This window comes from Rhizobium sp. BK379 (assembly GCF_014193955.1).
Classification (GTDB): domain Bacteria; phylum Pseudomonadota; class Alphaproteobacteria; order Rhizobiales; family Rhizobiaceae; genus Rhizobium.
The window spans coordinates 85,774-108,311 of the sequence record NZ_JACIAD010000007.1 but is presented as its reverse complement, the minus strand read 5'-3'; the positions used below and the strand labels follow the sequence as shown (position 1 = coordinate 108,311).

The window sequence follows — 22,538 nt, the reverse complement described above, 5'->3', positions numbered from 1 at the left end:
CGGATCAACGAGTCCGTGTTGTACGCGGGCGCGCAACGCGGGCCTCGGAGACGGCCTGCCGCCTTTGCAATGTTTGTCGCCACCGCTGCATAGGGATTGTCGTCGTTAACGAGAGGAAAGCTGGCGGCACCGATCGAGGCTGCCGAGCTCCATAGCGCGGCCGGAGAGACCCTATTTCGTGTCTCTAGCGAGTTCTTTGAGGCGAGACAGCCGACCCGACGCTCGGGGAGTTGTCCGTGCAAGATGGAGCGCGCAGTCACCCGATAGGGTTAGCGCAATATGTATTGTAGAAGGCGCGAATATACGCATAATTTCTGCGGCTGGCATCACGAGACAAGATCACTCGAGGCTCGGGGGATTCCATGGAAACAAATGTTGCGGACGCCCATGCTGGCGCAGTATCGCCCGAGCTCGTGGTCGAGGCACTGTTTGCCTGCCGAAAGACGGCAGCGATCAGGGCGGCCATCGAGCTCGATCTCTTTACGCATATCGGCGAGGGCAAGACGGCGGCGCTTCTGGCGTCGGCAATAGGCGCCTCGGAGCGCGGGGTGCGCATCCTCTGCGACTATCTTGTGGTTCATGGCTTCCTGACAAAGGAGAGCGGACAGTACCGAATGACGCCGTCGACCAAGATGTTCCTCGATCGCAATTCGCCTGCCTATATGGGCTCTGCGGTCGAGTTCGTCGCCGCGCCCGAAGTACTGGATAATTTTCTGCGCGATCCAGCCGCCATCGTGCGAAACGGCGGCTCGGCCGGGCTTGCGAACATGTCGGCAGATAACCCTGTCTGGGTGAAGTTTGCCCGCGGCATGGGCTCATTTACCGGGCTTAGCGCCAAAGTGCTGGCTGGCGCAATCTCCGGCTGGCCGAGGTCTCCCAAAAAGGTGTTGGACATCGCCGCAGGTCCAGGCGTTTTCGGCATCGAAATTGCGAAGGCCATTCCGTCGGCGGAGATCGTCGCCGTCGACTGGGCTGCCGTATTGGAACTGTCGCGGCAGAATGCGCAACAGGCTGGCGTGGCTGACCGATACCGGACGATCGCCGGCAGTGCCTTCGATGTGGAGTGGGGCACGGATTACGATCTCGTGCTGCTTCCGAATTTTCTGCACCACTTCGATTTGCCGACCTGCGCCCAACTGCTGCGAAGGATCATTGCGAGCCTTGCAGAACAAGGCCGAATCGTCGCGGTCGATTTCGTGCCGAACGAAGACGGCGTGTCGCCGCCTTTTCCCGCGGCCTTCTCCTGGGAGATGCTCGCCGGCACGCCGGCGGGCCAGGCCTATACGCAAAGTGAGCTGACTGAGATGGCAAGACTGGCCGGCCTTACCGGCGTCAAGGTCAGGCCGTTACCGCCGACTCCGGCAAGCCTCATTCTCTTTGAATAGCCACGGTCGTTTGCTTGGCCGGCCAACACTGTCGGGTCGCGCACGACACTTTAACGGGTGAGTTCATGCTGAACCCACCCGGCTCCACGTCAAAATCGCATAATCAACATTATGGAACCAAACGGCCTAAGCCGTGCCTTCGGATGCACAGGCCAGCACCAGTCTTTATCGCCTGCCCTTACTCCAGAAAGGGAAACGGTGCTTCGGGGTGAACGAGACCGGCGTGACGGATCTCACGCCAGAAGTCGTGCGGGATGACTTCTTCGAGCGCGGCGCGATCCTCGGCGATGCGGTCGGGCTTGCTTGCGCCGGGAATGACGGCGGCGACTGCGGGGTTTGCGAGTGCGAATTGAAGGCCGGCTGCCTTCATGCTTACGCCGTGGCGATCGGCGATAGCCTTGATGCGCGCGACTTTGTCGAGGATCGCAGGTGTTGCGGGGGCGTATTCGAAATTCGGCCCACCTACGAGCGCGCCTGAACTGTAGGGACCGCCGACGACAATGCCGAGACCCCTTTCGGAGACTTGGGGCATGACGCGCTGAAGCGCGCGCTCGTGGTCGAGCAGCGTGTAGCGGCCGGCAAGCAGGAAGCCATCCGGGCGCGGCCCGTCCAGCGCCAGCAGCAATTCAATGGGCTCTACACGGTTAACGCCGAGGCCCCAGGCCTTTATCACACCTTCGTCGCGCAGCCGATCGAGTGCCTTGAAGGCTCCTTTACGCGCGCTTTCGAAAACGCCGAGCCATTCGTCGCCGTAAAAATCCTGGGCGACGTCATGAACGAAGGCGAGTTCGATGCGGTCAGTGTTCAGCCGCTTCAGGCTGTCCTCGATCGAGCGAAGGGTGGCGTCTTCCGAGTAGTCGTTGATGATCTTGTTGGGGCGGCCGTATTTGAAGACCTCGCCTTTTTCGCCGAGATCCCGGGCGCTGACATCCTCAATCTCGTCGAGAATGATGCGACCGACCTTGGTACTGATCACATATTGGTCGCGAGGCTTGTTCGCCAGTGCTTCGCCCATGCGGATCTCCGCAAGGCCGGCGCCGTAAAAGGGGGCATTGTCGTAGTAGCGTATACCGTCACTCCAGGCGGCTTCCACGGTGGCGATTGCTTCCTGTTCGGGAATATCGCGGAACATATTGCCGAGAGGGGCTGCGCCGAAGCCGAGCCGGCTTGGCAGAATATCCTTAAGAGTCATTGGCTTATCCTTTGGTTGTCTGCAAAAGCCATGCACGAAACGTTACTCTTTGCCGGCTGGGTGACGACTGGAACGAGACCGGTACGGCCGCATCGACCCGCAGCGTCGAGGGAATTTGAACTCCACTCCCTTGTACTCTACCGGGCTCTGGACGATCGGCAACGCTATCCTGATTGGTGATGTGGCTTGCACCCACCCGCCCCTGCTCTTCATACTCTGGCTGTCGGGAGTTAGCCCCGATCCCCGCTAGCGGTTGTCAAGGGCTCCTGTTTTTCATGAGAACCGGACGACGATTAATGCGACCGCTGCCAAACGCCAGCGTTGAAGGTCTTCCCGTGCCGCTGGAGAATAGCAAGATGCGGTCGCAAATAGTCGCGCCGCCATCGCCAAAGCTGAGCGCGATTATGATGGTCTTTTTGCTTTGCGTTACTTCGCAAGGCGCAAAGGCGTGAAACCGATCTGCATCTTCTGCGGATTCTCCTGCCTCAGGGTCCGCAGCATGTCCTCGTATTCCCGTTCGACTTCGGGCGTTACGGACGGACGGACCTCTTGGAGAGCCATGGCAAAGTCTTCCTTCGAGACCGTTGACGCGTCGATCGATTGCCTGAGTGCGATAAGCCCGGCTCGGCGGGTCAGGTCTTCCAGGTCCGCGCCGGTAAACCGCTCCGTTTTCTCAGCGAGGTCATCCAAACTGACATCATCGGCCAGTGGCATTTTCCGCGTATGGATACCCAGGATCTTACGACGCCCAGTCAAGTCCGGCACCGGAACATAGACAAGCTCGTCGAAACGCCCTGGCCGAAGGAGTGCGGGGTCGAGCAGGTTAGGCCGGTTCGTCGCCCCCATCACGACCACGCCTTGCATGTCCTCCAAACCGTCCATTTCAGCCAACAGCGTGTTGACAACTCTTTCGGTGACGGCGGGTTCGCCAAGTCCGCCGCCTCTGGCCGGTGCCAGGGAATCAATCTCGTCGATGAAGATGACAGTCGGCGCGACTTGACGGGCACGCTCAAAAAGCCGCGAGACTTGCTGTTCGGATTCACCGTACCATTTGGACAGGAGGTCAGAGGACTTCGTGGCGACAAAATTCGCCTCGGCTTCACGAGCGACTGCCTTTGCGAGCAGCGTTTTGCCGGTTCCAGGAGGCCCGAAAAGCAGGAAGCCCTTAGCTGGCCGAATTCCCATCCGCTTGAATGACTGTGGCGACCGCAGGGGTAATTCCACTCCTTCTTTAAGTTTCAGCTGCGCATCGTCGAGCCCCCCGACATCGTCCCAGCGCACATTTGGCGCCTGAATCATGATTTCGCGCAGTGCAGACGGCTGGATCCGCTTCATCGCTGAATTGAAGTCATCCTGGGAGACTGTGAGTTTTTCCAGAACTTCTGCGGGGATACCCTCCTTGAGATTGATGTCCGGCAGGACGCGACGAAGTGCATCCATGGCAGCCTCACGCACGAGTGCTCCCAAGTCGGCACCAACAAAGCCGTAGGTCGTCCGCGCTATTTCGTCCAAATCGGCGCCTTCAGCCAGAGGCATGCCGCGCGTATGGATCGCTAGAACCTCCCGCCGGCCATTCTGATCAGGCACGCCAATCACGATTTCGCGGTCGAAACGCCCCGGGCGTCGAAGGGCCTCGTCGATTGCATCGCGCCGGTTGGTGGCACCGATAACGACGATGTTCTGTCTCGGCTCAAGGCCGTCCATGAGAGTGAGCAACTGAGCGACGATCCGGCGCTCGACCTCCCCCGTTACCTGCTCCCTCTTTGGCGCAATCGAATCAATCTCGTCAATGAATATAATGGAAGGTGCGTTTTGCGAGGCTTCCTGGAAAACCTGCCGCAGACGCTCTTCGGATTCACCGTACTTGCTGCCCATAATCTCTGGGCCAGCGATATGGTAGAAGTTCGCTTCCGTCTCGTTTGCCACTGCGCGGGCCAGAAGTGTTTTACCCGTCCCGGGAGGTCCGTAGAGAAGAACTCCCTTCGGTGGATCGATGCCCAGGCGCTGAAAGAGTTCGGGATGACGAAGTGGAAGCTCGACCATCTCGCGAACCTGCTCGACAGAGGATCCAAGACCACCGATATCGTCGTAGGTCACGTCGGCTCGTCGAGCTTCTCTGGGTTCCTCGAACTGTGGACGAAGCTCGATAGCCGTGTCTTCGGTAACCTGCACGATGCCGCGCGGCTGTGTGGATACGACGACCAGCCTGATTTCTTGAAGGCCATAGGCCTGAAGCAACTGAGGATCGCGGCTGCGCTGTTGCACCGACGTCGAAATCACATCACCTGCCACCATGGGGCGATACATGAAAGTCCGCAGGAGCGCGTCGCCCGAGCCTTGAAGCACCATGTTTTTCTGAGCCGGCGCAAGGACGATCCGGGTTGCTGGACGCGCGTCCGCTTTGCGAATTTCGATATGATCGCCGCTCGTGGCACCCGCATTCACACGCTGGAGACCATCTAGCCGGATGATGTTCAGTCCCTCGTCTTCCGGATAGGGCCGGACTGCGAGTGCGGCCGTATGGCGCTTACCAATCAGTTCGACCAGATCGCCCTCCGAAAGCCCGAGCTTGCTCATCGCTGCGGTTGGCAGCCGCGCTATGCTTGCTCCAGCATCCTGCGGACGCATGTTGGCGACCTGGAGCGTTAGATCATCGGAACCGGACATGAGGCCTCCCCAAAAGAGCGTGAAACAATCAAGACAAACCTAGCGTCCTGATGAGAAAGGCAAGCGAGTTTGGTTTGGGGTCTGATGACGAAAAGCCCGACGGGAAACAGATGGTACTGCCTTGCCGGCGATGGAGACATCGACGCCTGCGCACGCCACCCACAAGCGCTGTCAACGCGGCCGATATCCTGTTTCCTGCAAGGCATCCCGCCGGACCGCTCGGCACGGATTGGCCGCCATCGCATCGATCGGTCGCACCCCGGCTTGCGCTTCAACCGCAAGCCGCGGTCATATCGGGCTTGATGAAAATTAATTTCATCAATTCGTCTTCAGCCCCGTTTTCGGTTGACGGCCCCTGATTTTTGTCCCAACCTGAAGAAAATAAATTACGAAATTGGGAACGACTTTAGCATGAAAGTGGGAATCATTGGGCTGGGATTCCGGCTCGGCTATCTTGGCTATGTCTTCAAGGCTATCGACAGCAGCTTCGAGATTGTCGGTTATGTCGATCCGGACCCTGCGGGGCTTCCCGGACTGACGGAAAACGGCGTCTCTGCCGGCACGGCCTATGGTTCGCCGCAGGAGCTCCTCGCTTCCGAAAAGCTCGATCTCCTGATGATCGGCTCTCCCAACCACATGCATCTCGATCATATTCGCCTCGGCCTTGAGGCAGGCCTCAAGGTCTTCTGCGAAAAGCCGATCGTCACCACGATCGCCGAGAGCATCGAACTTGCCCACCTGATGGCAAAGTTCGGCCATGAAAGGCTGATGGTTGGTCTCGTGCTGCGCTACTCGCCTCTTTACAAGGATCTGCGCGCCATCCAGGCCGACGGCAAGCTCGGCCAAATCGTCTCCATCGAAGCCTCCGAACATATCGAGCCCTATCACGGCGCCTTCTTCATGCGCGACTGGCGCCGCTACGAGCGCTATTCCGGCAGCTTCATGCTGGAGAAATGCTGCCACGACCTAGACCTTTATAATGGTGTGGTCGGCGCCCGGCCCGAACGTGTTGCAAGCTTCGGCGGCCGCAAGAGCTTTATCCCCGCCAACGACCCGGCGCGCGAAGGAATCAACGATCTGGAACTCTTCCACCGCAAGCCGAGCGGCTGGATGGGCTCGGACAAGGTGTTCGACAGCGATGCCGACATTATCGATTACCAGGTGGCGATCGTCGAATACGCCAATGGCGTCGGAATGAATTTCCACACCAACCTGAATGTTCCCGACCAGTTCCGCCGCTTCGCCATCATGGGCTCGCGCGGCATGGCAGAAGGCGATTTTGTCCGCGGCTATCTTGACGTTCATGAGCAGTTGACCGGCAACAAGATCGTCGAAAACAAATATGCCGCGACCGAACTGTCGCAGCATTATGGCGCAGACGAGCAGATGGCAGCCGATATTCTGCAAAGCGTGCGCACCGGGTCGGAACTCCCGGTCTCCACGCTGAACGCATTGGAGGCAGGCATCCTGGCGCTCGCCATGGATGAAGCCCGCATGAAGAAGGCCGTAATCGACCTTCGTCCCATCTGGGACCGGTTCGACGAGGCGCTACACTCCAGAGCGGCCTGAGGAGACCGGCAAGATGAGTGCTCAGAAAAGTGCCGTCATCTTCGCCTGGATCCTTCTCCTTCCAGCTGTCCTTTACGTGCTCGCGATCGTCGCCTATCCGCTGGTCGATACGTTCATCCTGTCGTTTACGGATGCATCGCTGCGTAAGGTGACGAACTGGGTCGGCTGGGCCAATTACGAGAAGATCTTCAACAACACGTTCGCGGAAGTCATTCTGCGAACCTTCATCTGGACCTTCTTTTCGGTCGCCCTGAAGATGATCATCGGCACGTTCGGTGCCGCAATGTTGAATGCTGCCGTACCCGGCCGGTCGCTGTTTCGACTGCTGACCATGCCGCCGTGGATCGTGCCGATGGCTATCGGCATCTTCATGTGGGGCTGGATGTATAATGGCCAGTTCGGAATGATTTCCGGGCTGCTGCAGCGCTTCGGCCTCGTCGATGGCCCGGTAGCCTTCCTCGCCTATGGCAGCACTGCCTTCTGGGCGACGATCGTCACTGACGTCTGGATCGGCGTGCCGCTGGTGACGATCTACTTCCTCGCTGCAATCCAGTCGATCCCGAAGGATCTCTACGAAGCAGCATGGACCGACGGCGCCGGCCGCTGGTACCGTTTCCGCCGCATCACACTGCCGCTCATGGTTCCCGCCATTATCACAATGTCGATGCTGTCGCTGATTGCGACCTTCAATTCCTTCGACATTATCTGGATCCTGACGCAGGGTGGTCCGAGCGGCGAAACGACGACGATGATCATCGATACCTATCAGACGGCTATCGGCTCGAAGAAATATGGCGAAGGGGCAGCGCGTGCGGTGCTGATCTGCATTTTCCTGTCGCTCTTCTGCTTCGCCTATTTCCGTGTCACCCGCCGCCTGAACCCGGAGAAGCGCGCATGAGCAGCCGTCCCATGATCGATCGCTACAGCTGGTGGGAAATCATCCTCATCTATTGCGGCATAGCGATCTTCCTGTTCTTCGTGCTGTCGCCCTTCGTCGAAGGCTTCCTGGTGTCGCTGAAGCCGCTCAGCCAGCTGTTTTCCTCGCCCTACCGCTTCTGGCCGGAAAACGGCTCGTTCGAAGCTTACCGGACGATGTGGATCAGCGTGCCGGGCTTCGGTCGCTACATCTTCAACTCGTTCTTCATCTCGATCATCGTCACCGTCATCGTGCTCTGCCTCGTCATTCCGGCATCCTATGCCTTTGCGAAATTCGAGTTCAGGGGCATGGGCATCCTGCTCGGCGCCTTCCTGACGGTTAACATGTTCTCCGGTGCCGTCCTGCTCATCCCGCTCTTTCGCCTGATGCGCAGCATCGGTGTTCTGAACACCTATCTTGCGATGATCGTGCCGGGCGTCGCCTTCCTTATCCCGTCGGCGATCTGGCTGCTGCGCACCTACATGATCCGCATTCCCCAAGAACTCAACGAAGCGGCCTACATGGATGGCGCCAGCTATTTCTATACGCTGCGCCGCGTCATTCTGCCCATTGCGATGCCGGGGATTATCGTCGTCGCGATCACCACCTTCATCGGTGCCTATGCGCAGCAGTTCATCTTCGCGCTGACCTTCAACTCGAAGACTGAATACATGCCCCTGCCGGTGGGACTCTTTGCTTACTTCGGCAAGCAGGAGGTCATCTGGAACGAACTGATGGCGGCCTCCTTCGTCGGCATCGCGCCGGCGATGATCGTCATCTTCTTCCTTCAGCGCTATCTCGTCGGCGGCCTGACCGCCGGTGCGGTGAAACAATAAGACCAACAATAAAGAGTGAACAGCTAACAACGAGAATGGGAGTAACGACGTGAGCATTACCATCAAGACAGGCCTTATGGCGCTCGCCCTGCTTGGTTCGACGGCGTTGACTGCGGTCACGGCCCAGGCAGCCGACAAGGAAATCAGCTGGATCTATTGCGGCGACACGATCGACCCGATCCACACCAAATACATCAAGGAATGGGAATCCAAGAACGCCGGCTGGAAGGTTACGCCGGAAGTCGTCGGCTGGGCGCAGTGCCAGGACAAGGCAACGACGCTGGCTGCCGCCGGCACGCCGGTCGCCATGGCTTATGTCGGGTCGCGCACGCTGAAGGAGTTCGCACAGAACGACCTTATCGTTCCCGTTCCGATGACCGATGACGAGAAGAAGGGCTATTACCCGCATATCGTCGACACGGTCACTTTCGACGGCAATCAGTGGGGCGTTCCGATCGCTTTCTCCACCAAGGCGCTATACTGGAACAAGGACCTCTTTAAGCAGGCCGGCCTCGATCCCGAGACGCCGCCGAAGACTTGGGCTGAAGAAATCCAGATGGCAAAGACCATCAAGGAAAAGACCGGCATTCCGGGCTTTGGTCTTTCCGCCAAGACCTTTGACAACACGATGCACCAGTTCATGCATTGGGTTTATACCAATAACGGTGCGGTCACCGATGCCGAAGGCAAGATCACGCTCGACAGCCCCCAGATCCTTGCCGCGCTGAAGGCCTATAAGGATATTTCGGCCTCTGCCGAAGAAGGCCCGACAGCCTATGAGCAGAACGAAGTCCGCGCCATCTTCCTCGATGGCAAGGTCGCGATGATCCAGGCGGGCTCCGGAGCCGCCTATCGCCTGAAAGACACGAAGATCAACTGGGGCGTCACCACGCTGCCGCTTGGTCCGGATGCCAAGGGCGCAGGCACGCTTCTCATCACCGACAGCCTTGCGATCTTCAAGGGCTCTGGTGTCGAGGACAAGGCGACAGAATTCGCCAAGTACATTACCTCACCTGACATCCAGGGCGAATACGAGCTGCAGGGCGGCGCAGGCCTTACCCCGCTGCGTCCGTCTGCAAAGGTCGACGAATTCGTTGCCAAGGATCCCTTCTGGAAACCCTTCATCGAGGGCATCAGCTATGGTGGTCCCGAGCCGCTCTTCACCGACTATAAGGGCTTCCAGAACTCGATGATCGAGATGATCCAGTCCGTCGTCACCGGCAAGGCCGAGCCTGAGGCAGCTCTGAAGAAGGCTGCCGGCGAGATCGAAGCCTTCAAGTAAACCGATGTCGAGGATCGCAGGTCGACGATCTGCGATCCTCACCGACCAAACTCTTGCGTATTCAGGCCGGGACCGGAGACAGATTTTTGGGACAGCTTCAGCTCAACAAGGTTCAAAAATTCTATGGCGACTACGAAGTTCTCAAGGGCGTCGAACTCGATGTCCGGGACGGCGAGTTCGTCGTCTTCGTCGGGCCTTCGGGATGCGGCAAGTCCACCCTCCTGCGCATGATCGCAGGTCTCGACGCAACGAGCAAAGGCGACATCATCATCAATGGCGTCAGGGTCAACGACCTGCCACCGGTCAAGCGCGGCATCGCCATGGTCTTCCAGTCTTACGCGCTCTATCCGCATATGACTGTTTTCGAGAACATCGCCTTCCCTCTTCGTGTCGAGCGGATGGAGGAGGAAAAGCTCAAGACCAAGGTCGAGAATGCCGCACGCATCCTGCATCTCGAAACGCGGCTGCAGCAGAAGCCCGGCATGCTCTCCGGCGGACAGCGCCAGCGCGTCGCAATCGGCCGCGCCATCGTTCGCGAACCTAAGATCTTCCTGTTCGACGAGCCTCTTTCCAACCTTGATGCCGCCCTCCGCGCCGACATGCGCATCGAACTTGCCAAGCTGCACCGGCAGCTGAAGGCGACGATGATCTATGTGACGCACGACCAGGTGGAAGCCATGACAATGGCCGACCGCATCGTCGTGCTGGATGCCGGCAATATTTCACAGACCGGCGCGCCGCTTGAGCTCTACCATAAGCCAGCCAACCAGTTCGTCGCCGGCTTCATCGGCAATCCGAAAATGAATTTCCTGCCCGTGACCTGCACGTCCGCAAGCGAGGCGGGAGCGACCGTCGACTATCGCGGCCAAACGGCGACCCTGCCGATAAAGCCGCGAGACGGCATGGTCGGCAAGATGATGACGCTCGGTATCCGGCCCGAGCATATCCAGCTTGGTTCCGGTGAGATTTCGCTGACCGTTACACCCAGCGTTATCGAACGGCTTGGGGCCAATACCGTGGCCTATGCGGCACTCGGCAGCGAAACGGAAAACTTCTGCGCCATGCTGCCCGGTAGTGTCGGCATCCGCGCGGACTTGCCGGTTGCCGTCGGCATCAATGCTGCCGATTGCCATCTCTTCGATGCGGAAGGGGTCGCGTTCGAACGTCGTGTCGAACTCACCGATATCGATATGAACCTGTTGGCCCCAGCAACAGCCTGAACGGCCGATTGGCTTACCAGACGAGACCCCGCGCGGCGACGTCCTCGACGCGCGTGACGATCCCGTTGCGATGAAAAACCATCGTATCGAACAGGTTCGAAACCACGCATGTATGGTTCGGGATGATGAAGAGCTTTTCGCCGATCTGGGGCCGTTGACCGGTGCAGGCCGAAAGGTCGATGACGCCGTGTTCTTCCGACAGGCTGGTTATCCTCGCCTCGGGATATCCGACGACGAGGCCGAAATCGGTAAAGCCCTGAAGATCGGAGGTGAGCGCCTTCGAGCCTGCATCAATCACGGCGCGGTCTGCATTCGGCCGCGACACTACAGTCGCCAGGACATGCATTGCACAATCGTCCTGCGCGCAATGTCCCATCCGGATCATCTGACGGTCATTATAGATATAGGTCCCGGCCCGATGCTCCGTCACCGACTTGACCAGATGCGCCTGAAACAGGCTGGGCGTGCCGCCATTGCTGACGATCGGACAGGCGATCCCCTCCGCCGCCAATTGCTTCAACGTAGACTGGATGAAAGCTTCGACGGCATCGGCCGACTGCGGCTTCGGATAGGTGAGAATGCCACCAAATGCCAGCCCGTCGGCTGCAGCGATATATTTTGCCAGCGAGGCCGCCTGCTCCGGCGTCTGCACACCGCAGCGCGCGCCGCCGGTGTCGCATTCAACGAGGACGGTGAGCGGCTTGCGGCCGGAAAAATGTGCAGAGAGCCCGTCGGCCGTGACTTGGCTGTCGGCGACGACCTTGAGACCAGAAATGCGATCGTTCAAAACAGCGAGCCGTTCAAGCTTCGGGGCCCCGATAATATTGAAAGTGATCAGGATGTCTTCGAAACCGGCTTCGGCAAAGACCTCGGCTTCCGTCACTTTCTGGCAGTTGATCCCCTTGGCCCCGGCCGCGACCTGGGCGGTGGCAAGTGCAGGTATCTTGTGCGTCTTGATATGCGGGCGGAAATTCAGCCCGTGCTCGTCCATGTAGGACTGAACCCTTGATATGTTGGCAGCCAGCCTGTCTTCGTCGATGATCGGGCGCGGCGTGGAAAGATCAGCGATCCTGTCTCCAGCCTTCGCGACGACGGCAAACCGGTTGTCATGCATCTCAGGCAGCTCCGCGTTCGGTTCCATGAGGATCGGCCACGATCGGCCAGATGGTCTTCGGTGCACGGCGATAGTTGGTTGTCGCCGGATTGTTCGGATAAGGGGTTCCTGCAGAACAGTACAGGATTTCGGCGGCGATCTTCGAGAAGGATGCGAAGAAATGGTTGGTGGACTTGATCACCAAAATCTTCTTCTTGGTCGGATCGATGCCCATTACTGAAAACAGGCTCGGATCGAAGCTCTGCGCCCGCGTCGAGTTCAGGATGATGTCGATACCATCAAGCACGATATGCGCCGCATCACCGAAGGGTGCGAGGCTCTCGCCGAACTGCATCTCGGCGTTCTTCACCAGTTTGACGACCCTCACCATGCCGTCGACAGGATTGCCGGTTCCGGGTGCCGATTTCGCGCCGAAGCGCAGCAGGATTTCAGCCCCCTCGCCTGCGGCAAAACAGATCTGAACGGCGACCGGATCCCAGATCGTGCCAACAGCAGCACTTGTTACACCGCGGGCCAGAAGCTCCTCGAGAATGACGGTGGCATCGCCGGCGGTCCCACCGCCCGGATTGTCCCAGACATCGGCGATGACGACCGGCCAGGCTTTGGCAGCCATCGCCCGGGAGACGGCTTCCTTTTCGTCGATCTGCGGCACCATGAAGGTGCCGCGCTTTGAAAACAGCTCCATGCCGAGCTCGCGCGCCAGAGCCGCACCCTTTTGCGGATTGTTGTCGGTGACGACAAGCAGCTTGGTCCCCATCTCCGGCACATCGCCGACCATGAAGCCGTGGACCACGGAGATCGACAGGATTTCAGGATCTTCCTTCTCGATCCGCATGATCTTATCGACGAAGGAGCGCATTGGATCGCGCGAGGTCGGAAAGACATCGATCATCCGGCAATCGAAAACGGAATTGACCGGCTTGACCCTGCCCTCAAGCGCATCGACGGCGATACGCCAGAGATCCTCGGCGCGATCAACAAAATCCGTATGCGGGAATTCCTTGAAATAGACGGCGAAATTCAGCGCGTCGATGCGCTTCCGGGTCAGATGGCTATGCGGGTCGAGTTCGGCGCAGATCAGGACATCAGGCCCGACGATGTCGCGCATGCGGGTCAGGAGGTCGCCCTCCGTGTCCTCATATCCCGCAGCCACCATCGCCCCATGCAGGCCCATCACAACGGCATCGACGGGCATTGCGGCACGGAGCTGGCCGAGGATTTCGTCGCGCAACCCCTCATAGGCCTGGCGATTGACGAGGCCGGCCGGATCGGCCCATGCTGCCGTGCCTTCGATCAGCTCCCAGCCCTTTTCAGCGGTGACACGGCGGCCGACGGTGATCGGCGCAGTGCAGAGCGTGGGCGTCTCCGGATGCTGGCCGGGCGGCGCATAGAGAGAGGCTTCGAAAGCGCGGCGATCCACGCAGATCGGGGAAAACGTATTGGTTTCGGTCGCCAGTGCTGCCGTGAAAATGCGCAAGTGATTTGGCCTTGTTTTGCGGCCCTGCTTCAACCCATCGGGTTCGGCAGGTAGCCGGTAAATCCGCAGATCTTCCACCGTCCCTCGTGGAGCCTGCAATAATAGAGCGTCTGCCACTGCATGATATCGCGAGTGCCATCACTCTTCGTCAGGCCCCCATCGAACTTCTTGCGGACAAGCGCCATGTCACCCTCGATCTCGATGTCTTCGAGCGTCGTGGTGGTGAAGATCGCCGTACGCGTATCCTCGGCAAAGCTCTGCGTCGCAAAATCCTTTGCCTGCCTCAGCCACTCATCGCGATAGGCATTGAGTGTGGGGAATGCCAGGCGCCATTTGTCAGGGCTGACCTCTTTGCGGCCATCGATGCCGATGAAGCCTTCCTCGACGAAATCGTCTTGGACCATCGACCAGTCGGCAGTCAGAAAGGCATCGATGTCGCGGGGCACGAGCATCTCCCAGATGGCGTGCCGTGCGGCGTCGGAGGACGCGAAAGGATTCTTGAAAGGATCACGCATGTTCGCCCCCGATTTAAATTCTTTTCATAAATGGCGTTTTTCACTGGTCAAAATCTGCTTTCTATGGTCCCTTGTCAACTTATCAAGAAAATAATTTGCAGGGATCCCAGCATGTCCATCAAGCGATATGGCACTGTTCAGACCGGCGCTGGCGGCAAGCCGCTGCCTTTTGCGCGCGCGGTCGAAGCCGATGGCTGGCTCTATGTTTCCGGCCAGGTGGCGATGGAAAACGGCGAGATCATCGACGGCAATATCGTTGCCCAGACGCACAAGACGATCGCCAACGTGCTCGCCATTCTCGATGAAGCCGGATACGGCGTGGAGGATGTTGTGCGCGTCGGCGTCTGGCTGGACGATCCGCGCGACTTCTGGACCTTCAACAAGATCTATCAGGATTATTTCGGCGCACATCCGCCGGCCCGCGCCTGCGTCCAATCGTCCATGATGGTGGATTGCAAGGTCGAGATCGATTGCGTTGCCTACAAGAAGAAGAGTTGACTGACGGATCGGCGGGAGGACCGGCTTGGATATCTTTTCCACATTGCAGGAAGACAAGAGCCGGCTCTCCGCCTCCGAGGCCCGTATCGCCGATATCATCGTGAACGATTTCGAATTTGCGGTGAATGCCTCGATCATCGAGCTTGCCGAACGCGCGGAAGTCTCGCCACCGACGGTGACGCGTTTCTGCCGCCGCCTCGGCTGCGACAGCTTTTCCGATTTCAAGGTGCAGCTTGCCCGCACCGCCCATGTCGGCGTGCGTTATCTGAAGCCGGAATCAAAGAGCAGCGATCCGGCCGATGTCGCTCAGGATATCATTACCAAGGCGCAGAATGCCCTTTTCCTGTTGCATCGCTCACTGGACCTCACCGCGATCGAAGCTGCGGTCGCGCAGATCGCCAAGGCGGAGATGATCTATGCCTTCGGATCGGGCGGCAACTCGTCGATGATTGCCGACGAGCTGCAGAATCGGCTCTTTCGGCTTGGCCTCAGGATCACCTCCAGTTCCGACCACAGTATGCAGCTGATGATGGCGGCGGCGGCGAAGGCTGGCGATGTGATCATTGGCTCGTCCTTTTCCGGCCGCAATGCCGAGCTGGTGCGGGCTTTTGCTTTGGCACGCGAGGCCAAGGTCAGGACCATTGCGCTGACGCAATCCGACAGTCCGGTCGCCAGAGCCGCCGAGATCGTCGTGCCGATCGATCTTCCGGAAGGGACCAACATCTTCCGCCCGACATCGACGCGTATCGCTTACATCGCAACCGTCGATATCCTGGCGAGCCTTGTCGCCTATGCCATCCAACCGAGGGCGATGACGACGCTGAGACGCATCAAGCAGCAGCTGGTTGCACACCGCGATGGCGACGACAAGCAGCTACTTGGGGACTGATCAACAAGAGGGAGCGACAATGACGCAATCGGTGGCCATCGTGACGGGAGCAGCAGGTGATATCGGCGCGGCGATTGCCGATCGACTGGCCGTCGATCATGATGTCGTTCTGCTTGCTGATATCGATCTCGTCAGTGCAGCAGCCGTTGCCAGCAAACTTGGACCATCCGACCGCTTCGTCCCCATCGAATGCGACGTGACCAGCGAGACAAGCGTTGCGTCTCTCGCCGGGCGTGCGGCGGAGCTCGGCAGTCTTCGTACCCTCGTCAACAATGCGGGTGCAGCCCGCGCCGTCAGCCTGCATGATACGACGCCGGAGATCTGGCGTGCCGACAATGCGCTCAACCTCGAAGCGGCATTTCTCTGCTTTCGGGCTGTCGAAGACCAGTTGAAGGCGTCGCGAGGCTCAATGGTCAACATTGCCTCGGTCAACGGCATGAATGTGTTTGGCCATCCGGCTTACAGCGCGGCCAAAGCCGGACTTCTGCATTTCACCCGGCTGGTCGCCGTCGAATACGGAAAATTCGGCATCCGCGCGAACGCCGTTGCTCCCGGAACGGTAAAGACGCAGGCATGGGAAGTCCGTGCCGCTGCCAATCCTAATGTCTTCGAGGATGCCCGCCGCTGGTATCCGCTGCAGCGCGTGGTCGATCCGAAGGACGTCGCCAATGCCGTCGCCTTCCTGGCTGGGCCGCAGGCTGCAGCGATCACTGGCGTCTGCCTGCCGGTCGACTGCGGCCTGACAGCTGGCCAGGCCGAGCTTGCCCGCACGTTTTCCCAGTCCGAGCACTATTGAAATCGAAATAGACAACAAGAGGAACGAGATATGAAGCCGGCCGACTATCGCCTGGAAAGCAGCTGGAACCCTGGTGGCGGGCCGCATGGCGCGTTCACCTTCACGCTTTTCAATCTCTCCGGCGCGGCACTTTCCGGTTTCAAGCTTGTCTACACCTCCCTCACCCGGGTCATCGATGCCACGGCGTGCGGCAATGCCACGTTTCTGAGACGCAACGCCAATTTTCACGAATTCGAGCCGCCGGCCGGGTTGGCCCTCGCCGCCGGTGAAAGCTGGACCTTCACCGTCGCCGGCTTGCATCGCCCAGCGCGCCATTGCACTGACGGCGCCAAGTCCGCCTATCTGACGCTGTCATCCGGAAAGCATGTGCCGGTTGCAGTTTCCGATCTACTTCTCGAAGGCCGAGTGAGCGAGCCTCCGCCTGCGCTCCTGCCTGAAGGCCGGCTCGACCTGCCCTTTGCCTTGCAGCCATGGCCGGCCGAGATCGATGCGAAGCCGGGCGATAGTTTTCCGGTCATCCTTTATCCGGAGGGCGCCAGCGCAGACGAATTGTCGGCGATATCAACATGCATTTCCCTGACGCGCCGACTTTTCGAAAGCGATCATTCGGTTTTCAATCTGGTTGCCTCGCAGCAAGGCCGCGCTCTCACCTTCAACAAGGACGCCTTGCTCGACGCCGAAGCCTATCGGCTGACGTTCGCGGCCGATCGCGTGACACTTTCCTATTCCGGTTCCGCCGGGCGCCAGTACGGATTGACCTCGCTCGCGCAGATGCTGAACGGCGCGCGCGTCACCAAGGGCAAATTCCGCTTCCCTGTTTCGGGGACGATTTCCGATCACCCCCGCTATAGCTGGCGCGGCTGCCATCTCGACGTTTCCAGGCAGTTTTATCCGGTTGACGACGTCAAGCGGCTGATCGACATTCTTGCCTGGTTCAAGCTCAACATCTTCCACTGGCATCTGACAGATGACGAGGCCTGGCGGCTGGAAATCAAGGCCTATCCGCAGCTGACGACATCAGGCGTGTTGCGAGGTCCGGACGAGCCGCTGCTGCCACAACTCGGCAATGGAGCCGAGCCGGTCGGCGGCTTCTATTCGCAGGACGATGTCAGAGACATCGTCGCGCATGCGAGCTCCCTCAACGTCGAGGTGGTTCCCGAGATCGACATTCCCGGCCACAATGCGGCGACCCTGATTGCCTTGCCCGATCTGACTGATGGACAGGAGGCACCGGAAAGCTACCATTCCGTCCAAGGCTACCCGAACAATGCGCTGAACCCGGCAGTGCCGCTGACCTACGAATTCCTGGAAAAGGTCTTCGACGAAATGGTCGAACTCTTTCCCTCGACTTACATCCATATCGGTGGCGACGAAGTGGCGAACGGCTCCTGGCTCGCCTCGCCGCTTGCCAGGAAGCTGATGGCGGAACAAGGCATTTCCGGCACGTTCGGTCTTCAGTCCTATTTCCTGAAGCAGATCAAGACGATGCTTGACAAGCGCGGTCGCAAGCTTGCGGGCTGGAACGAGGTCGCTCATGGCGGCGGAGTTGCCGCGAAGGACAGCCTGCTGATGGCCTGGGAAAATCCGCAGGTCGGTATCGAACTTGCTGAACAGGGTTATGATGTCGTCATGACGCCGGGCCAGGCCTATTATCTCGACATGGTACAGGCGGAAGCCTTCCAGGAACCGGGTGCGAGCTGGGCAGGCACCGTGCCGCCGGCTCACACATATGCCTATGAAGCTGCAGGCGAATTCCCGGAGGAATTGAAGCACAAGCTGAAAGGTGTCCAGGCCTGCATCTGGTCGGAGCACTTCCTGTCGCGCGGCTATTTCAACCGGCTGGCGTTTCCCCGCCTGCCTGCCATTGCCGAAGCCGCCTGGACGCCGAGGGCATCGAAGGACTGGGCTCGGTTTGCTGCGATCGTGCCGCTAAGCCCAACGCTTTAATATGGTAATCGAGAGGCAGTCGGCGCCACGGTCATTGATCCGACAGTGGACGCCCCTGGCAAATGTCGGGCGCGACCGGCCTGACCTTTCCATTCAATAGGAAATTCGGCTAAACGGCCAATGCGCCCCTCCCCGCTGGCGCGCCTGACATTGACCCACGGCGATTCTTGCAAGGACGGGAATTTTGCTCGTCTTCGCAGATGCGCTCCAAACCATTGCTGATGATGACGATGAACCGCCTGATCCCCGATGTCTTCCGCAATCCTGCAATCCGGGTGAGCATGATTGCCATCTTCACGTTCGGTTTTGCCGGCGCGACGACAAACCCTTATCGATCCGTGGTCGGTATCGTTGAACTCGGCCTGTCGAACGGGGTCTACTCCGCGCTGATTTTTGCCGCAGCGGCCGTCAACGTGATCGTCAGCATTCTTTTCGGCAATCTTGCCGATCGGCTCGGCGAATACCGCACGATGATGCTCGTTGCCGCGACATTCGGCATTCTCGGCTATGGTGCGGTCTATTTTTTCCCGACCCGGGAAATCTTTGTTCTCAGCGCTCTCCTGCTGCTGCCGGTCTATGGATCGCTGAACTCGTTGCTCTTTGCCAATGTGCGCGCGGCGGCCAGAGGAATGGCGCCTGGCGAGATTGCGACCGTCAATTCCGGGACACGGGCGATGATTTCGCTTTCCTGGGTGCTCGTTCCGGGATTTACGGGCGTTCTGCTCTCCTCCTCGCCGTCCATGTTGCCGGCCTATCTGTTTGCCTGCATATCCTGTCTGGTCTGTGTCGGCCTCATCGGCATCCTGCTACCGCGACAAAGCGGCACCGACCGAGCTGCCACGCACCATCTCTCCTATCTCGCCGCTCTCGGCCAGGTGATCTCTCCGAAGATATTCAGTCGGGTGATGGCGATCGCGCTGATCAGCAGCACGCTGCATGTCAACGACGCAATATTTCCCCTCGTCGTCACCGGTGCCGCCCACGGCACGGTCGCCGATATCGGCATTCTCGTGGGGATCGTCGCACTCCTGGAAGTGGTCTTCATTATCGTATGGTCACGCATGCTGCGCATTGTCAGCCAGCTCACAGCTCTTGCCGTTGGAGCATTGATCTATGCGATCTATCTGATGCTTCTGGCTTTTGCCGATCAACCCTGGCATGTCTACGCCCTCACCATCATCAGCGGCATAGGCGCAGCCTCGCTGATCTCCGTCCCGATCACCTATCTTCAGGATCTGATAGCTGAGCGGCCAGGTCTTGGCAGCGCGCTGATCTCGGTCAACATCTTCCTCAGCGCCGGACTGAGCGCCGTGCTCTTTGCGGCCGGAACCGCTATCACCAGCTATTCCGGCACGGCGGTCGTCGGCGCTCTCTCTGGGCTTACCGGGACGGCCTGGCTGCTGTTCCTCGACCGCCGCCGAAGCTCAGGCTGAAGGCTGGAACCCATTGGCACCGCGCTGTTGGTGCAAGCAGCGATGACAGAGTTCCCGCTCTTGGAACCAATGTCCGGACAGGCAGCTGAATATCCCCGCTACGGGAATATCGCCTAACTCGGGGCGACGTCATGCCCGCCGGCGGCTCTTTGAACCAGGCGAGCAACCACCTCGGTGCGGTTCTGTGCCTGCAGCTTGCGCATGATGTGCTGCAGATGCATCTTCACCGTATGCCCCGACAAATTGAGCTTTCCCGCAATGACCTTGTTCGAGCAGCCACTTTGCAACTCTGCCAGCACATCCGCCTCGCGGGGGGTGAAGTCGGCAATCGCCAGATACTGCATCCTGTCATCCAGGCTTTTCTCGGCCTCGTTCCTGGCCGGAATATACTGCTGTGGGCCATTCGTAGCGGCTCCCAGCAGCTGCGGGAAAAATGTTCCTCCTGCCAGGACAAGACGGAGACCAGCAAGAGCGATGTCAATACCGAGTGAAGTCGAGAAGAGGCCACGGATACCCATCGTGAGCGCCTGACGGGCTATGAAGACGTCATCCGTACTTGAGAGCAACGTGACAGGAGCCTCAGGAAAACGTGCGGCAATTGCCGCAAGGTCATCGCGCAGGCTGATGCTCTCAATGCTTCTGCCGGCCAAATCCAATGCAATCAAACGCACCTCAGCTCCAAGAGCCCTGTCGAGACTCTCAGTCGAGATCAAATCGATAAAGTTCCACCCGGCGAGCTCATGCTCAAGCAGCTTCACCACGGTGGTGCGTGCCAGTGTAGAATGTTCGATTATGATCACAGTTGGTGCATTGCGCCCCATACGGCGCTTAGTTTTAGCACTGTCGGACACTTTCGTGCTCCCCAGAAGATTTGCAACCCAACAGCCGCTCACATTATTCCTGTTCTCGCTTCATGTCATGAGAAAAAATGAGTGTATTACGGGAATCAATAGTCTGAACTCTCATGATAATTCTTATAGTCTATAAGAATCTGATGAGAGACAACTGGGTCCGTAGAGCACTTTCGAAAGCTTATCTATAAGGAGCTGTTGAAGCGACTTGCCGCTGCAGACTTACCAGTCTTCGTCGAATTCACGTATGGCAAGCGAGTCAACAAAGCTTTCAAAGGCACTGAAAAGGCAGGTGATCTGCTATAGATCCGTTCAGGAAAGAGCCGTTGGATATAGTGAGTTGCCGATCGGCTCGGCCTTGTGTCCATATCTCAGTTCAAATCAGTGGCAGATCTCGACGGCAAGACGACCGACGCGAAAGGCGACAAAAGCCTGAGATCGCCGGTAACCCTTTATGATTACTGAAAAACTAGGGTTTTAACGACGCATAGATACCGGTTGGCATCCTTTTCACTCTGGCAGCACAGCGCCGGCACTGCCGGATGCCGGCCCGAGGCAGCGGCCTCTGGGGCGAAATCGAGGACGATGGAGATAAGATCATGGTGGGACGTTCGGTATCTCAGTGAGCCGGCCGTTCCGTGTCATATCGGCCCAGGAGACGAAAGCCCGGCGGAGGAAGCAATTCAACAACGGCTTGAAAAATGCCACGAGGAACAGCCTCGTGCGGCTGAGCTTCCGCGATGCAAGTGAAAATGCGCTAGAGCAATTCCAGCAAAAGTGGGAACCGGTTTTGCGTCCGGAATTGCTGAGAAAACAATAAGCTAGAGCATTGAAGGCGAATCTGTTTTCGCCGGAAATGCTCTAGCTGTGCATGAAGCCCAGAATGTCGTCTACGAGAGCCGAATGGGCGTCCGTGAGGTTGCCCTCTCCGCTATGCCCCCCGATGCCAGCCATCTGGAGCGCATGCTGGTCATAGAGAACATGATCGACCTGTTGCGCATCCGCCGTCCCGCCGGCGGGAACGGCAATGTTGATGGGATGGAAATAGCCGAAATTGACGTCGACCATGCTGCCGGTCGACGATCCGGCCCCGCCGCCTCCGCCCGCATGGTTGCCGGTGAAGATCGTGTCAGACGACAGGTTGAAGCCACCGCCATTGCCGCCGATGCCGGCGATCTGCATGGCGCCCTGATCGAAAATGACATTGTTTGTCTGATGAGCCTCAGCTGATCCGCCTGCCGCGCCGATGGCGATGTTGATCGGTGAGAATATGGCAATACTTATGTCGACCATGCTGCCGACGAAATATCCATTGCCGCCGTGGCCCGCATAAAAGTCGCCGTTCAATGTAAGCGACGTTCCCGGGCTCAGCGAGTCATGGCCCGCAGCATTATGGTCTCCGCCCGAGCCGCCCATACCGCCGATCTGGGTTGCGCCCTGCAGGAAGAGTGCGTTGTTCGTTTGCAGGGCGTGAGCCTCCCCGCCGGGGCCCGCCGCCACGGCCGTATTGACGGGAACGAAGAGCGCGGTTTCGGTGCTGACGAGCCCGCCGTAGAAGAGCCCCATGCCGCCGCTGCCGGCATGACTGGCGCCCTCGCCACTGCCGATGGCAACATTGCCGCTTCCGCCATTCCCGCCTATCCCGGCCATTTCGGTGGGATGCTGATTGATGAGCGCATCATTGCCCTGGAAGGCGTCGGCACTCGAATGCGGTCCTGCAATAGCGGCATTGGACGGCATGAAGACGGCCAATGCGTTGCTGCTGATCACGCCGTCACTTATTCCATCACCGCCGCCGCCGGCTGAGCTATAGCCTGGACCGGAAGCGACATCCAATGGAAGCCAGGTCGGCACCAATGCCAGATGCCCCGCGGCTACGTTGGGGGCAAGGTTTTGATCGGAGCCCGACTTGGGCAGGTCTTCCGATAAGGGACGAGTTTCCGTCATTACC

At 59.0% G+C, this 22,538-nt stretch carries 18 protein-coding genes; 11 read left to right on the top strand and 7 right to left on the bottom strand.

The window, feature by feature from the left end:
- The first annotated feature begins 362 nt into the window (after positions 1-362).
- Positions 363-1,385, top strand: a complete 1,023-nt coding sequence (locus FHT93_RS26645) for a methyltransferase (RefSeq protein WP_183850274.1) — start codon at positions 363-365, stop codon at positions 1,383-1,385.
- Positions 1,386-1,563: 178 nt separating this feature from the next.
- On the opposite strand, the gene FHT93_RS26640 is transcribed toward FHT93_RS26645, so the two are convergent.
- Together FHT93_RS26640 and FHT93_RS26635 are read right to left on the bottom strand one after the other, a co-directional pair.
- Positions 1,564-2,577 carry an aldo/keto reductase gene (locus FHT93_RS26640; RefSeq protein ID WP_113146455.1) on the bottom strand — a complete coding sequence of 338 codons (1,014 nt, stop codon included), beginning with the start codon at positions 2,575-2,577 and terminating at the stop codon, positions 1,564-1,566.
- A gap of 426 nt (positions 2,578-3,003) precedes the next feature.
- On the bottom strand, positions 3,004-5,244 hold the full coding sequence (locus FHT93_RS26635; protein WP_029868930.1) for a CDC48 family AAA ATPase: 2,241 nt from the start codon (positions 5,242-5,244) through the stop codon (positions 3,004-3,006).
- Between the two features lie 411 nt (positions 5,245-5,655).
- Here FHT93_RS26635 and FHT93_RS26630 point away from each other — a divergent pair, with 411 nt between their 5' ends.
- From FHT93_RS26630 to ugpC, 5 genes are all read left to right on the top strand, one after another.
- A complete protein-coding gene (locus tag FHT93_RS26630; protein ID WP_183850272.1) occupies positions 5,656-6,813 on the top strand; it encodes a Gfo/Idh/MocA family oxidoreductase in 1,158 nt (385 codons plus the stop codon).
- A 13-nt stretch (positions 6,814-6,826) separates the two neighbouring features.
- On the top strand, positions 6,827-7,711 hold the full coding sequence (locus FHT93_RS26625; RefSeq protein WP_112545401.1) for a sugar ABC transporter permease: 885 nt from the start codon (positions 6,827-6,829) through the stop codon (positions 7,709-7,711).
- Positions 7,708-8,565, top strand: a complete 858-nt coding sequence (locus FHT93_RS26620; protein ID WP_183850270.1) for a carbohydrate ABC transporter permease — start codon at positions 7,708-7,710, stop codon at positions 8,563-8,565. The genes FHT93_RS26625 and FHT93_RS26620 overlap by 4 nt, the downstream gene beginning before the upstream one ends.
- A gap of 76 nt (positions 8,566-8,641) precedes the next feature.
- The gene (locus tag FHT93_RS26615) at positions 8,642-9,847 is read left to right on the top strand and encodes an ABC transporter substrate-binding protein (RefSeq protein WP_183850551.1); all 1,206 of its coding nucleotides are present in this window, start codon (positions 8,642-8,644) and stop codon (positions 9,845-9,847) included.
- Positions 9,848-9,933: 86 nt separating this feature from the next.
- The gene (gene ugpC, locus FHT93_RS26610) at positions 9,934-11,067 is read left to right on the top strand and encodes a sn-glycerol-3-phosphate ABC transporter ATP-binding protein UgpC (protein ID WP_183850268.1); all 1,134 of its coding nucleotides are present in this window, start codon (positions 9,934-9,936) and stop codon (positions 11,065-11,067) included.
- Between the two features lie 13 nt (positions 11,068-11,080).
- Here ugpC and FHT93_RS26605 read toward each other — a convergent pair whose 3' ends face one another.
- Genes FHT93_RS26605 through FHT93_RS26595 form a run of 3 tightly spaced genes read right to left on the bottom strand, consistent with a single transcriptional unit; the run spans position 11,081 to position 14,173 of the window.
- Positions 11,081-12,181, bottom strand: coding sequence for a D-TA family PLP-dependent enzyme (locus tag FHT93_RS26605; protein ID WP_183850266.1), 1,101 nt, complete (start codon positions 12,179-12,181; stop codon positions 11,081-11,083).
- A gap of 1 nt (position 12,182) precedes the next feature.
- The gene (locus FHT93_RS26600; protein ID WP_183850264.1) at positions 12,183-13,658 is read right to left on the bottom strand and encodes a M81 family metallopeptidase; all 1,476 of its coding nucleotides are present in this window, start codon (positions 13,656-13,658) and stop codon (positions 12,183-12,185) included.
- A gap of 29 nt (positions 13,659-13,687) precedes the next feature.
- Entirely contained in the window at positions 13,688-14,173 is a 486-nt protein-coding gene (locus FHT93_RS26595) for a hypothetical protein (RefSeq protein WP_113116975.1), read from the bottom strand.
- Between the two features lie 111 nt (positions 14,174-14,284).
- Here FHT93_RS26595 and FHT93_RS26590 point away from each other — a divergent pair, with 111 nt between their 5' ends.
- The 5 genes from FHT93_RS26590 (at position 14,285) to FHT93_RS26570 (ending at position 19,736) form a co-directional block, all read left to right on the top strand.
- Positions 14,285-14,671: a RidA family protein gene (locus FHT93_RS26590; protein ID WP_037108793.1), complete on the top strand. Its 387-nt coding sequence runs from the start codon at positions 14,285-14,287 to the stop codon at positions 14,669-14,671.
- 25 nt (positions 14,672-14,696) lie between these two features.
- Positions 14,697-15,560 carry a MurR/RpiR family transcriptional regulator gene (locus tag FHT93_RS26585; RefSeq protein ID WP_112545406.1) on the top strand — a complete coding sequence of 288 codons (864 nt, stop codon included), beginning with the start codon at positions 14,697-14,699 and terminating at the stop codon, positions 15,558-15,560.
- Between the two features lie 19 nt (positions 15,561-15,579).
- Positions 15,580-16,356 carry an SDR family oxidoreductase gene (locus FHT93_RS26580; protein ID WP_113116973.1) on the top strand — a complete coding sequence of 259 codons (777 nt, stop codon included), beginning with the start codon at positions 15,580-15,582 and terminating at the stop codon, positions 16,354-16,356.
- A 30-nt stretch (positions 16,357-16,386) separates the two neighbouring features.
- Positions 16,387-18,303 carry a beta-N-acetylhexosaminidase gene (locus FHT93_RS26575; RefSeq protein ID WP_183850262.1) on the top strand — a complete coding sequence of 639 codons (1,917 nt, stop codon included), beginning with the start codon at positions 16,387-16,389 and terminating at the stop codon, positions 18,301-18,303.
- 230 nt (positions 18,304-18,533) lie between these two features.
- Positions 18,534-19,736 carry an MFS transporter gene (locus FHT93_RS26570; protein ID WP_183850260.1) on the top strand — a complete coding sequence of 401 codons (1,203 nt, stop codon included), beginning with the start codon at positions 18,534-18,536 and terminating at the stop codon, positions 19,734-19,736.
- Positions 19,737-19,849: 113 nt separating this feature from the next.
- Here FHT93_RS26570 and FHT93_RS26565 read toward each other — a convergent pair whose 3' ends face one another.
- Positions 19,850-20,557 (bottom strand): response regulator transcription factor, encoded by a 708-nt coding sequence (locus FHT93_RS26565; RefSeq protein WP_183850549.1) that lies wholly within the window; start codon positions 20,555-20,557, stop codon positions 19,850-19,852.
- 891 nt (positions 20,558-21,448) lie between these two features.
- Positions 21,449-22,534 (bottom strand): hypothetical protein, encoded by a 1,086-nt coding sequence (locus tag FHT93_RS26560; RefSeq protein WP_183850258.1) that lies wholly within the window; start codon positions 22,532-22,534, stop codon positions 21,449-21,451.
- Positions 22,535-22,538: the final 4 nt, after the last annotated feature.

Excerpts from the sequence above, each read along its gene's own strand:
- FHT93_RS26565 (WP_183850549.1), bottom strand. The coding sequence starts at position 20,557 with ATGGGGCGCAATGCACCAACTGTGATCATAATCGAACATTCTACACTG.
- FHT93_RS26560 (WP_183850258.1), bottom strand. The coding sequence starts at position 22,534 with ATGACGGAAACTCGTCCCTTATCGGAAGACCTGCCCAAGTCGGGCTCC.
- FHT93_RS26595 (WP_113116975.1), bottom strand. The coding sequence starts at position 14,173 with ATGCGTGATCCTTTCAAGAATCCTTTCGCGTCCTCCGACGCCGCACGG.
- FHT93_RS26615 (WP_183850551.1), top strand. The coding sequence starts at position 8,642 with ATGGCGCTCGCCCTGCTTGGTTCGACGGCGTTGACTGCGGTCACGGCC.
- FHT93_RS26645 (WP_183850274.1), top strand. The coding sequence starts at position 363 with ATGGAAACAAATGTTGCGGACGCCCATGCTGGCGCAGTATCGCCCGAG.
- FHT93_RS26620 (WP_183850270.1), top strand. The coding sequence starts at position 7,708 with ATGAGCAGCCGTCCCATGATCGATCGCTACAGCTGGTGGGAAATCATC.
- FHT93_RS26605 (WP_183850266.1), bottom strand. The coding sequence starts at position 12,181 with ATGCATGACAACCGGTTTGCCGTCGTCGCGAAGGCTGGAGACAGGATC.
- FHT93_RS26630 (WP_183850272.1), top strand. The coding sequence starts at position 5,656 with ATGAAAGTGGGAATCATTGGGCTGGGATTCCGGCTCGGCTATCTTGGC.
- FHT93_RS26625 (WP_112545401.1), top strand. The coding sequence starts at position 6,827 with ATGAGTGCTCAGAAAAGTGCCGTCATCTTCGCCTGGATCCTTCTCCTT.
- FHT93_RS26635 (WP_029868930.1), bottom strand. The coding sequence starts at position 5,244 with ATGTCCGGTTCCGATGATCTAACGCTCCAGGTCGCCAACATGCGTCCG.
- FHT93_RS26575 (WP_183850262.1), top strand. The coding sequence starts at position 16,387 with ATGAAGCCGGCCGACTATCGCCTGGAAAGCAGCTGGAACCCTGGTGGC.
- FHT93_RS26640 (WP_113146455.1), bottom strand. The coding sequence starts at position 2,577 with ATGACTCTTAAGGATATTCTGCCAAGCCGGCTCGGCTTCGGCGCAGCC.
- FHT93_RS26590 (WP_037108793.1), top strand. The coding sequence starts at position 14,285 with ATGTCCATCAAGCGATATGGCACTGTTCAGACCGGCGCTGGCGGCAAG.
- FHT93_RS26570 (WP_183850260.1), top strand. The coding sequence starts at position 18,534 with ATGAACCGCCTGATCCCCGATGTCTTCCGCAATCCTGCAATCCGGGTG.
- FHT93_RS26580 (WP_113116973.1), top strand. The coding sequence starts at position 15,580 with ATGACGCAATCGGTGGCCATCGTGACGGGAGCAGCAGGTGATATCGGC.